Here is an 11,516-nt window from a genome sequence, read left to right on the forward strand (position 1 = left end):
GCGCCCGCCGCTCTATGCGGGCGTCATCACATTGAAGGAGTTTCCATGCCCCAGCTCGTCCTGATCCGCCACGGCCAGTCCGCCTGGAACCTGGAGAATCGCTTTACCGGCTGGTGGGACGTCGACGTGACCGCACAAGGCGCGGCAGAGGCACGCGCGGCCGGCGCGCTGATGGCGGAGAAGGGCCTCGACTTCGACCTGACCTTCACCAGCCTCCAGACCCGCGCAATCAAGACGCTCAACCTCGCGCTGGAGGTGATGGGTCGCCTCTGGCTGCCGACCGAGAAGCACTGGCGGCTGAACGAGCGGCATTATGGTGGCCTCACCGGGCTCGACAAGGCGGAGACGGCGGCCAAGCATGGCGACGAGCAGGTCAAGATCTGGCGCCGCAGCTTCGACGTGCCCCCGCCCCCGGCCGAGGCGGGCGGCGAGTTCGACGTGTCGGGCGACCGCCGCTACGCAGGCATCGACGTGCCGCAGACCGAGAGCCTGAAGGACACGATCGCGCGCGTCCTGCCCTATTGGGACGAGCGCATCGCGCCCGCGCTACGCGACGGCAACCGCGTGCTGATCTCGGCGCACGGCAACTCGCTGCGCGCGCTGGTCAAGCATCTGTCGAACATTCCCGACGACGAGATCACCGGCCTGGAAATCCCGACCGCGCAGCCGATCGTCTACGAACTGGCCGACGACCTGACGCCGACCGATCGTTATTATCTGTCGGAACGCTAAGCGACCGGGAGACGAGGGGCGGTCTGACGTGCGACCGCCTCGCGCCCCGACCTCTTCGCGCCATGGCGGCTTCGCGTGAGCCATTTGATTTCACGCGAAGCCGCGAAGCCGCGAAGATTTTGTTCGCGCGGAGACGCGGAGAATTGGTCCGCGCGGCGGGCGGATCGCCCCCATGGCAGCCTGCCGTCGTCTTCCGTTCGACGGGTAGGGCTACGCAGCAACCTATATCGACACCTCCGCGTCTCCGCATCTCCGCGCGAACCCAACTCCATCTTCCGTTCAGGCTGAGCGAAGTCGAAGCCCACGCCCCCCGCTCCGGCAAAATCGCCCGCACCAATGGCCGAACGCATACGGAAACTTGCCCCCCTCGCCCCGTGCCGCTAGGCAGCCCGCTTCCCCGGCAACGGGGCCAAAGGGGCTAAGGCGGAACAGCGGATATGACGTCGGTCGGGATCATCATGGGGTCCACATCGGACTGGGAAACCATGCGGCACGCCGCCGAGACGCTGGAGGCGCTGGGCGTCACGCATGAGAGCCGCGTCGTCTCTGCGCACCGCACGCCGCAGCGGCTGTACGATTATGCCACCGGCGCCGCCGATCGCGGGATCAAGGTCATCATCGCGGGCGCGGGCGGTGCGGCGCACCTGCCGGGCATGGCGGCGTCGATGACACACCTGCCGGTTCTGGGCGTGCCGGTCGAATCCAAGGCGCTGAAGGGCATGGATAGCCTGCTCTCGATCGTCCAGATGCCCGGCGGCATCCCCGTCGGCACGCTCGCCATCGGCAAGGCGGGGGCGATCAACGCCGGACTGCTCGCCGCCTCGATCCTGGCGCTGTCCGACGAAGCGCTCGCCGAGCGTCTGAAGGCGTGGCGCCAGCGCCAGACCGACAGCGTCGCCAACGATCCGCAAGGGTAAGCCAATGTTGAAGCCGGGCGCGACGATCGGAATCCTGGGTGGCGGCCAGCTGGGCCGGATGCTGGCGGTGGCGGCCGCGCAACTGGGTTACCGCACCCATGTGCTGGCCCCTGACGAGGAAAGCGTGGCGGCGCAGACCGCGTCCGCGCTGACCCGCGCCGATTATCACAATACGGTCGTGCTCGCCGACTTCGCCGCCGCCTGCGACGTCGTGACCTATGAGTTCGAGAATGTCGACGTGACGCCGGTCGAGTGGCTGGCCGAACGTCTTCCCGTCCATCCCGCGCCCGCCGCGCTGCGCGTCGCGCAGGACCGGATCGCCGAGAAGAGTTTCGTCGAGAAGGTCGGCGGCCGCCCCGCGCCCTGGGCCGCGGTGAACAGCGCCGCGGACCTGACCGCCGCGCTGGAGCGGATCGGCTGCCCCGCGATCCTGAAGACCACCCGGTTCGGCTATGACGGCAAGGGCCAGGCGCTGATCCGCGACATCGCGGAAGCCCCCGCCGCCTGGGAAGCGATCGGCGGTCCGGCGGTGCTGGAGGGGTTCATCCACTTCACCCATGAATTCTCGATCCTCGTCGCACGCGGCCTGGACGGGAAGGCGGTCCGTTACGACCCGCCGCACAATGTCCATCGCGATGCGATCCTTCGCACCTCGACCCTGCCCGCGCCGCCCGAGATCGCCGCCCAAGCCGAGGAGGCGACCACGCTCGCGATCCGCATCGCCGAGGAACTGGGCTATGTCGGCGTGCTGGCCTGCGAGTTCTTCGCGACCGCAAACGGCCCCGTTTTCAACGAGATGGCGCCGCGCGTCCACAATTCGGGCCACTGGACGATCGAGGGCGCCGAGACCTCGCAGTTCGAGAATCATATCCGCGCCATCTGCGGCCTGCCGCTGGGCGATACGTCGCTGACGGGTGCGTGGGTGCAGATGGAAAACCTGATCGGTGACGATGGCTGGGCGTCGTCGCTCACCGAAAAGGGCGCGCATCTGCACCTCTATGGCAAGGGCGAGGCGCGACCGGGGCGCAAGATGGGGCATATCACGCGGGTCACGCGGTAGAGGACACCCCGTCCCCTATCACCGGACCTTGAAGGTCACCGGCACCAGCACCTGCGCCTGTACGACCTGATCCCCCTTCATGACCGGCCGGATGCGGAATTGCGGATAGAGCCCCAGCGCCGCCGCGCCGAATCCGCGCCCAACAGGTCGCTCCGCCGCGATCGAACAGCTTTCGGGCTTGCCCGGCTGGGGCACGACGCACAGCAGCACCGCGATGCCGCTGATCCCGCCACGGCGCGCCATCGGGGGAAAGGCGTTGTCGATCAGGCTCTGACGCGGCCTCTCGATCCATTCGGCCAGTGCGAAGCGCAGGCGTCCGTCGCCCGGACCCGCACCATCACCCCGCCCATTGCCGGTGCCATGCCCTTCGCCACCCAGCCCCTGCCCGCTTGCGATCCCCGCGGTACGCCCATCGGATAGCGCCGCGCCGACCCGCAGCGGCAATTCGGCACCGATATCGCTGGCGGGGGCGAGCCGGTCGACGGAATCGAACCGTTCCGGGGTCACCGCCCGCGGAGCCGCTCGCTCTGCGGACACCACCGGGGCCGGGCGAGGCGAACCGCCGCCCGCGATCGGGCGCAGGACGCGGTTTTCGCGCTTGACCGGCTCGGGTGGGATCGGCGGCGGCGGCACGGGCAGAGGCGGCGGTTCGGGCGGCCGTGGCACATCGAACAGAACCAGGCTCGGCGGCTCGGCTCGCGAATCGAGAGGAAGCGGTATCTGGCGCAGCAGGAGCAGCGCTATGCCGACATGCACAGCCAGGGTGGCGATGGCCGCCACCCGTCGCCGCCCATGATCCTGACCGATCCAAACGCCTGTCCGCATCGCGAGAGTCTCCCGCCGACAGGATCGCCCGCGCCGACGGGCCGGGTCAAGCCCGCGCCCATTCCTCCCCGATCCGGCGCAGCACGTCGAGCGGTACGCGGCCATGGCGCAGGACGGCGGTGTGGAACGCCTTCAGGTCGAAGGCATCGCCCTTCTGCTTCTTCGCCAGGTCGCGAATGTCGACGAACACCGAATGGCCGAGCTTGTAGCTCGCCGCCTGCCCCGGATTGACGCAGTAGCGCTCCACCTCGCGCGTGGCGAAGCCCTCCGCCTCGCCCTCCGCATCGACGAAATGCCGGATCGCCTGTTCGCGGGTCCAGCGCAGATGATGCAGGCCGGTATCGACCACGCAGCGATTGGCCCGGAACAGCAGGAACTTCAGATAGCCGAGCTGCCCCAGCGGATCGTCGTCATACATGCCGATCTCGTCCGCCAACTGCTCGGCATAGAGCGCCCAGCCCTCGCCATAGCCGGAGAAGCCGTTGATCTTGCGGATCAGCGGCAGTCGCGTGTTGGAAAGCGCCAGCCCGCCCTCCATCTGATGTCCCGGCAGCCCTTCGTGATAGACGGTCGTCGCCAGGCAGAATTTGGGCCAGTCGGCGCTGTCCTTCAAGTTGAAATAGACGAGCCCCGGCCGCGAACCGTCGATCGCGGGCCCCTGTGCAAAGGCCGCCGCCGCCCCGGCCTCGGTCTGCGGGGGCACCCGGCGCACCTCGAAGCCATAGGGCGGGATCCGCTCGAACACCTGCGGCAGGCGGGTGCGGATCGCATCCAGCCGCGCGTTGCAATAGGCGATGGCGGCGCGCTTGCCCTCGTCGGTATTGGGATAAAGCTGATCGGGATTCTTGTAGAGCGCGGCCATGCGCTGCCCCACCGTCCCCTTCGTATAGCCCTGTTTCTTCAACAGCGCGTCGAGCCGTGCCGACAGCATCGCCGCCTGATCGCGGCCGAAACGATGCACCTCGTCGGGCGAGAAGCTGGTCGTGGTATTGGCCTTGAGCGCGACCGGATAATAGGCCGCGCCCTCGCGCAGCTTCCACACGCCCGCGTCATGCGTGGCCTTGGCCCGCAACGCCCTGGCATAGGCGATCTGGCGGTCGAGCGCGGGCAGGATTTCCGCCTCATGGATTTTCGCGGCCGCCTGCGCATAGCGGTCGCCCAGCCCCTTTTCGGCGGCGCGGCGGGCGAGCGACTGGACGACCAGCGCCTGGTCGGCGGGCTGGCGGGTCTTGCCCATCTGGTCGAGCGCGAGGTCGAGGATGAAGTCGGGCGGAACCACCCCCTGCCCCGCATCATGGCGCATCCGGTCGGTCTGCGCATCGATCTGCGTCGCGAAGGCGCGCAGCCGCATCAGATAGGCATCCGCATCCCCGGCCGTGGCGATCTTGTGCTTGGTGTCGAGGAAATCGGGCACCGACTGGTACGCGCCCGACAGTTGCGACACGACATAGGGGCTGGGGCCATAGGAATAGCCGCCGAAGTCGAACGCCTGCACCGCCTGCGCGGAGCGGCGGGTGTAGAGGATCGATTCCAGGTCGATCCGCTCCTCGGGCGACAAGCTGGCAGGATCAATCGCCTGGAGCCGCGCCAGATCGGCGCTGGTCGCCGCCTTGGCCGCCGCGATCCCGGCGGGCGACTGGTCGGACAGTTTGCTACGCAAGTCGGCGTTCGCGCCGGTGTCGAGGCCGAGATTGGTCGCGGCCTCCGGGCTGCGGCGAAGCTGTTCTTGGACCAGCGTGTCGAACAGGGTGGTGAGCCGGGTCGATGGCGTGTCCTGCGCCAGGACGCCCTCTGTTTGCGCCGCCAGCGCCAGCGCCGCGCTGCCCCCCAGGAAATGCCGCCGATCGATCATGCTTGTCCCCATTTTGCTTACCAAGGGTCAGCGTAACGGGATTTCGCGTGAATTGAACCAGTTATGTGGCCGACGCCACCCCATGAACAAAAGGACGGCGCGCCCATCCCGACGCACCGCCCCCTCGCCTGTCACAGGGCCAGGATCAGGCCGCGCGGGTCCCCGACAGCGGGAAGCTGCCGAACGCGCCCGCGCCCACCGATCCGGTCAGCGTGTCGCCATCGGCGGTCGCTTCGCAGTCCAGAGTCATCGGCATCGGCGAGGAGATCGACATCTTCCAGTGGATCGTGTTGCCCGACACGTCGCCCTCGATATCCATCGCCCCCATCTGGCCGCCGCCCGAACCAGTGAAGCGATCGCCCTCGGTCGTAACGGTCAGCGTCATCTCCTGATCGCCCAGCGGCGATTTCACCGTGCAGTTCCAGGTGCCGTCGATATCGGCCATCGTCCCTCTCCCTTACTTGCCCGCAGCGGGAGCAGACCCCGCCACATCCGCAGCCTCGATCACCTCGATCGGCAGCCCCAGCCCGTCAAGCTGCGGCTTCACCGCCTTGGCATCGCCGACCACCACCCAGATGAAGTCCTTCGGGTTCAACGCGGCCTCGATCGACTTGTTCAGTTCGCCCAGGGTCATCGCCCGGTAACGCTGGGTGATCGTGGCATAGTAATTGTCGGGACGGCGTAGCAGGTCGTTGGTCTGCATCGCCGACAGGACCGCATTCGAGGTTTCGAAGCTGCCCGACAGCGAACGAATCGCACCCGTGATCGCGCGGTCGAACTCGACCTGGTCCATCGGCTTGGTGGTCAGGAACTCGGTGACGTCGGTGCGCAGCGCGTCGATCGACGGGCCGGTCTTGTCCGCCTGGACCGGTGCCGACATGACATAGGGCGCGGCGAACGCGGACGTCTGGAAACCGCCCCGCACGCCGTAAGACCAATGCTTGTTCTCGCGGATGTCGGTGTTGATCCGGCTGAGGAAGCTGCCGCCCAGCGCGTCGTTCGCGGTGTTCACCAGCAGCATGTCATCCGTGCCCTTCAGCCTGGTCGGCAGACCGGCCAGGATCATCGACTGCGGGCTGTCCGGCCGGTTGATCAGCAGGATCTTCGGGGCCGAGGGCTGGCCCGCCACGAAGGTCTTGGTGCCCGCCGGGCCGGTGCCCTGCCAGTCGCCGAACACGCCGTCGAGCGCCGCCTTCACCTCGGCCAGCGGACGGTCCGAGGTGACGAAGATCTTCGCCTTGTCGGGACGCAGCCATGCCTGCTGGAACGCGATCAGATCGGCACGCGTCAGCGCCGCCACCGCCGCCGGGTCGCCCCCTCCCTGCGCCTTGGCATAGGGGCTGGTCGGCCCATAGACGAGCGGCGGCAGGACGCGGCCCGCCAGCCCCTGCGGGCTGGTCAGTTCCTGCTTGATCCCCGCCAGCGTCTGCGCCTTGACGCGTGCCAGTTCGGCATCGGGGAAGGCCGGGTTGCGGACGATATCGGCATAGAGGTCGAGCGCGGGCACCAGATTGGCGCTCGGCACGTCCAGGCCGACGATGGTACGATCGTTCGATGCGCTCGACCCGATCGAGGCGCCCAGCCGTTCCTGCTCCTCGGCGATCGCGATCGTGTTGCGATGCGTGGTCCCCTCGTCGAGCATCGACTGCACCAAGCCCTGCGTGCCCAGCTTGCGCGGCACGTCGGCCGCGACCCCGGCGTCGAACGACAGGGCGACCTGCGTCACCGGCACGGCGGTCCGCTGCGCATAGACGAGTTCGATCCCGTTGGTCAGGCGGGTACGCTGGACGGCGGGGAAGCTCAGCGGCTTGACCTCGCCCACCGCGGGCAGCGGCCCGCGCGTGCCCTGCACCGGCTGATCGGCGGCGGCGGGTACATCGGTGCGCGGCGGCACCTTGGCCTCTTCATAGGCGTCGCGCGCGCCCGGTACGACGGTCAGCGTATAGGCCGGGCGCGACAGCCACTTGTCGGCCGCCGCCTTCACGGTCGCGGGCGTCTGCGCCGCGATCGCCAGCAACTGCTTCTTATATTTGCCCGGATCGTTCGAGTAGAGCGCCCCCTCGGCCAGCGCCACCGCCTTGCCGCCGAAGCCGCCGACCGATTCCAGCCCCTCGACGCGGTTGGAGACGAACCGCGTCACCGCGCGCTGCACCTCATCGGCGGTCGGGCCATTTTTCAGGAAATCGGCGAGGATGTCGTCCATCCGCTTGCTGACCAGCGCGGGATCGACGCCGGGGCGGACGATCGCCATCATGTTGAACATGCCGACCTGGGCGAAGGGGCGGTCGCTCGCGGACACCCGCACCGCCAGCTTCTCCTGCTTGACCAGGATATTGTCGAGCCGCGACGAGGCGAGCCCGCCCAGGATCGAGCCCGCGACGACGAGCGGCGCACTTTCGGGATCGTTCAGGCCCGGCACCGCCCAGTTGCGGCTGATCATGACCGCCGCAACGCGGTCCTTCATCTCCTCGTTGACGGGCGCGGGCAGCGTCGGAATGGTGACGGTCGGCAGCACGCTCTTGGGGCCGGGCTTGATCGCGCCAAAATATTTCTCGACCAGCGGCCTGGCGGTCGCGACGTCGATATCGCCCGCCAGCACCAGCACGGCGTTGTTGGGACCATAATGGCTGCGGAACCAGTCCTTCACCGTGTCGAGCGTGGCCGCATCCAGATCGGTCATCGAACCGATGGTCGTATGGGCATAGGGATGCCCGGCGGGGAACAGCCCCTCCAGAATCTTGTACTGGGTCAGGCCATAAGGCTGGTTGTCCCCCTGACGCTTTTCGTTCTGGACGACACCGCGCTGTTCATCCAGCACCCCTTGCGTCACCGCGCCGAGCAAATAGCCCATGCGGTCCGATTCCAGGAACAGCGCGCGGTCGAGCGCGGCGGTGGGCACCGTCTCGAAATAATTGGTGCGGTCGAAATAGGTGGTGCCGTTGTAATCGGTGGCGCCCACCGACTTGAGCGGCGCGAAGAAGTCGCCCGGCGCATTCTCCGACCCGTTGAACATCAGATGCTCGAACAGATGCGCGAAGCCGGTCTTGCCCTTGGGCTCATGCTTGGACCCCACGTCATACCAGACGCTGACCGCGACGACGGGCGCCTTGCGATCGGTATGCACCACGACGCGAAGGCCGTTCGGCAGGGTGAAGGTCTGATAGGGAATGTCGACCGCCTTAACGAGGGTCGAGACGGGCGCGGGCTTGGCCACGGGCGCCGCTTTGGCGACCTGGGCCATGACGGGGGCCTGGACGGGCAGGACGAACGCAAGGGCGGCGGCGCCGGTCAGCGCCACGGACTTGATACGCATTTCTTCTAACTCCCCAAGCGGTGTTTGGTGCGAGCATAGCGGCCGCGCGGCACACCGCAATGCCGCCGAAAACAGGGAAAGTCCGGTCAGAAGCGCGCGACCCTTTCGGAATCGAAACGGCGATCCCATGTTGGGGAGAACCGAAATTCGCCCCGCCCCTTGTGTTGCAAAATTGCAACACCATCTGACCTGGAAACGACAGGAACCCCAGATGAACCTCGAAAAATTCACCGACCGCGCCAAAGGCTTTTTGCAGGCCGCGCAGACCGTCGCGATCCGCAACAGCCATCAGCGTATCGCCCCCGAACATCTCCTCAAGGCGCTGATCGAAGACGATCAGGGCATGGCGTCCGGCCTGATCCAGGCGGCGGGCGGCGACGCCAAGCGTGTCGAGCGGGAGACCGATGCGGCGCTGGCCAAGATTCCGGCCGTCTCCGGCTCGGGTGCGCAGAGTTCGCCGGGTCTCGACAATGATCTGGTCCGCGTGCTCGACCAGGCCGAGCAGGTCGCACAGAAAGCGGGCGACAGCTTCGTCACCGTCGAACGTCTGCTGCTCGCCCTCACCCTGGCCTCGACCAATGCGGCGGGCAAGGCGCTGGCGGCGGGCGGTGTGACCCCGCAAGCGCTCAACGGCGCGATCGAGCAACTGCGTCAAGGCCGCACCGCCGATACGGCCGGGGCGGAGGACCGATACGACGCGCTCAAGAAGTTCGCCCGCGACCTGACCCAGGTGGCGCGCGACGGCAAGCTCGACCCCGTGATCGGCCGCGACGAGGAAATCCGCCGCACCATCCAGATCCTCGCGCGCCGGACCAAGAACAACCCCGCGCTGATCGGCGAGCCCGGCGTCGGCAAGACCGCGATCGCCGAAGGGCTGGCGCTGCGCATCGCCAATGGCGACGTGCCGGATACGTTGAAGGACCGCAAGCTGATGGCGCTCGACATGGGCGCGCTCATCGCCGGTGCGAAATATCGCGGCGAGTTCGAGGAGCGGCTGAAGGGCGTGCTCGACGAGGTGAAGGCCGCCGAGGGCGACATCATCCTGTTCATCGACGAGATGCACACGCTGATCGGCGCAGGGAAAGGCGACGGGGCGATGGACGCCTCCAACCTGCTCAAGCCCGCGCTCGCACGCGGCGAACTCCACTGCGTCGGCGCGACCACGCTCGATGAATATCGCAAATATGTCGAGAAGGACCCCGCGCTCCAGCGGCGGTTCCAGCCGGTGTTCGTCGGCGAGCCGACGGTCGAGGACACCATCTCGATCCTGCGGGGCCTCAAGGAGAAGTACGAACTCCATCACGGCGTGCGCATCACCGACGGCGCGCTGGTGGCGGCGGCGACCCTGTCGAACCGCTACATCACCGACCGTTTCCTGCCCGACAAGGCGATCGACCTGATGGACGAGGCCGCCAGCCGCATCCGCATGGAGGTGGAGTCCAAGCCCGAGGAGATCGAGACGCTCGACCGCCGCATCCTGCGCCTGAAGATCGAGCGCGAGGGGCTGCGACGCGAGAGTGATGCCGCCAGCATCGACCGGCTGGAGCATCTGGAGGAGGAACTCGCCAATCTGGAGGAGCAGTCGCACGCGCTGACCCAGCGCTGGCAGGCCGAGAAGGAAAAGATCGCGGGCGAGGCGAAGCTGAAGGAACAGCTCGACCAGGCACGGATCGAACTCGACCAGGCGCAGCGCGCGGGCGACCTCGCGCGGGCGGGCGAACTGTCTTATGGGCGCATCCCGCAGTTGGAGAAGCAACTGGCCGAGGCGCAGTCCGCGACCGAGGGCGCGATGCTGCGCGAGGAAGTCACCGCCGACGATATCGCGGGCGTGGTCAGCCGCTGGACCGGCGTGCCCGTCGACCGGATGATGCAGGGCGAGCGCGAGAAGCTGCTCCATATGGAGGAGGTGCTGGGCAAACGCGTCATCGGACAGGAGGATGCGGTCCGCGCCGTCTCCACCGCCGTCCGCCGCGCGCGAGCCGGGCTACAGGATCCCAACCGGCCGCTGGGCTCGTTCCTGTTCCTCGGACCGACGGGCGTCGGCAAGACCGAGCTGACCAAGGCGCTCGCCGAATTCCTGTTCGATGATCCGTCCGCGATGGTGCGCATCGACATGAGCGAATTCATGGAGAAGCACAGCGTCGCCCGGCTGATCGGCGCCCCCCCCGGCTATGTCGGCTATGAGGAAGGCGGCGTCCTGACCGAGGCGGTGCGCAGGCGGCCCTATCAGGTCGTGCTGTTCGACGAGGTGGAGAAGGCGCATGGCGACGTGTTTAACGTGCTGCTCCAGGTGCTGGACGATGGCCGCCTGACCGATGGTCAGGGGCGGACGGTCGACTTCTCCAACACGCTCATCATCCTGACCTCAAACCTGGGCAGCCAGTATCTGGCTAGTGTCGAGGACGGGCAGAGCGTCGAGAGCGTCGAGCCGCAGGTGATGGAGATCGTACGGGCCCATTTCCGCCCCGAATTCCTCAACCGGCTGGACGAGATCATCCTGTTCCACCGGCTGGGCCAGAGCCATATGGGCCCGATCGTCGACATCCAGGTCGGCCGCGTCGCCAAGCTGCTGGCGGATCGCAAGATCAGCCTGCACCTGACCGACGCCGCGCGCGAATGGCTGGGCCGGGTGGGCTATGATCCGGTGTACGGCGCACGCCCCTTGCGCCGCGCGGTCCAACGCCACCTCCAGGATCCCCTGGCCGAAGCGATCCTGCGCGGCGAGGTCAAGGACGGGTCGACCGTCACCGTGGATGAGGGCGACGGGAAGCTGACGCTGTCGGTGGGGTGAGACCCAGGAAAAAGGGGGCGACTCCC

The 11,516-nt window shown here is 67.6% G+C and carries 8 protein-coding genes; 4 read left to right on the plus strand and 4 right to left on the minus strand.

Going from position 1 to position 11,516, the window contains the following annotated elements; translation table 11 throughout:
- The first annotated feature begins 45 nt into the window (after positions 1–45).
- The 3 genes from gpmA to ABDV78_RS06425 all read left to right on the plus strand — a co-directional run bounded on the left by gpmA (position 46) and on the right by ABDV78_RS06425 (position 2,709).
- On the plus strand, positions 46–732 hold the full coding sequence (gene gpmA, locus ABDV78_RS06415; RefSeq protein ID WP_343526521.1) for a 2,3-diphosphoglycerate-dependent phosphoglycerate mutase: 687 nt from the start codon (positions 46–48) through the stop codon (positions 730–732).
- A gap of 458 nt (positions 733–1,190) precedes the next feature.
- A complete protein-coding gene (gene purE / locus ABDV78_RS06420; RefSeq protein WP_343526523.1) occupies positions 1,191–1,649 on the plus strand; it encodes a 5-(carboxyamino)imidazole ribonucleotide mutase in 459 nt (152 codons plus the stop codon).
- A 4-nt stretch (positions 1,650–1,653) separates the two neighbouring features.
- Positions 1,654–2,709: a 5-(carboxyamino)imidazole ribonucleotide synthase gene (locus ABDV78_RS06425; protein ID WP_343526525.1), complete on the plus strand. Its 1,056-nt coding sequence runs from the start codon at positions 1,654–1,656 to the stop codon at positions 2,707–2,709.
- Positions 2,710–2,727: 18 nt separating this feature from the next.
- Here the strand turns inward: ABDV78_RS06425 and ABDV78_RS06430 are convergent, their stop codons facing one another.
- The 4 genes from ABDV78_RS06430 to ABDV78_RS06445 all read right to left on the minus strand — a co-directional run bounded on the left by ABDV78_RS06430 (position 2,728) and on the right by ABDV78_RS06445 (position 8,699).
- A complete protein-coding gene (locus ABDV78_RS06430) occupies positions 2,728–3,534 on the minus strand; it encodes an energy transducer TonB (RefSeq protein ID WP_343526526.1) in 807 nt (268 codons plus the stop codon).
- Between the two features lie 46 nt (positions 3,535–3,580).
- A complete protein-coding gene (locus ABDV78_RS06435) occupies positions 3,581–5,386 on the minus strand; it encodes a DUF885 family protein (RefSeq protein WP_343526527.1) in 1,806 nt (601 codons plus the stop codon).
- A 145-nt stretch (positions 5,387–5,531) separates the two neighbouring features.
- Positions 5,532–5,831, minus strand: coding sequence for a hypothetical protein (locus tag ABDV78_RS06440; protein WP_343526528.1), 300 nt, complete (start codon positions 5,829–5,831; stop codon positions 5,532–5,534).
- A 12-nt stretch (positions 5,832–5,843) separates the two neighbouring features.
- A complete protein-coding gene (locus ABDV78_RS06445; RefSeq protein ID WP_343526530.1) occupies positions 5,844–8,699 on the minus strand; it encodes a pitrilysin family protein in 2,856 nt (951 codons plus the stop codon).
- 211 nt (positions 8,700–8,910) lie between these two features.
- Here ABDV78_RS06445 and clpB point away from each other — a divergent pair, with 211 nt between their 5' ends.
- Entirely contained in the window at positions 8,911–11,490 is a 2,580-nt protein-coding gene (gene clpB, locus ABDV78_RS06450) for an ATP-dependent chaperone ClpB (protein WP_343526532.1), read from the plus strand.
- Positions 11,491–11,516: the final 26 nt, after the last annotated feature.

This window comes from Sphingomonas sp., from assembly GCF_039594485.1.
GTDB lineage: Bacteria > Pseudomonadota > Alphaproteobacteria > Sphingomonadales > Sphingomonadaceae > Sphingomonas.

Bases quoted from the DNA above. Each gene is read 5' to 3' on its own strand.
- gpmA (WP_343526521.1), top strand. From the start codon at position 46: ATGCCCCAGCTCGTCCTGATCCGCCACGGCCAGTCCGCCTGGAACCTG.
- purE (WP_343526523.1), top strand. From the start codon at position 1,191: ATGGGGTCCACATCGGACTGGGAAACCATGCGGCACGCCGCCGAGACG.
- ABDV78_RS06425 (WP_343526525.1), top strand. From the start codon at position 1,654: ATGTTGAAGCCGGGCGCGACGATCGGAATCCTGGGTGGCGGCCAGCTG.
- ABDV78_RS06430 (WP_343526526.1), bottom strand. From the start codon at position 3,534: ATGCGGACAGGCGTTTGGATCGGTCAGGATCATGGGCGGCGACGGGTG.
- ABDV78_RS06435 (WP_343526527.1), bottom strand. From the start codon at position 5,386: ATGATCGATCGGCGGCATTTCCTGGGGGGCAGCGCGGCGCTGGCGCTG.
- ABDV78_RS06440 (WP_343526528.1), bottom strand. From the start codon at position 5,831: ATGGCCGATATCGACGGCACCTGGAACTGCACGGTGAAATCGCCGCTG.
- ABDV78_RS06445 (WP_343526530.1), bottom strand. From the start codon at position 8,699: ATGCGTATCAAGTCCGTGGCGCTGACCGGCGCCGCCGCCCTTGCGTTC.
- clpB (WP_343526532.1), top strand. From the start codon at position 8,911: ATGAACCTCGAAAAATTCACCGACCGCGCCAAAGGCTTTTTGCAGGCC.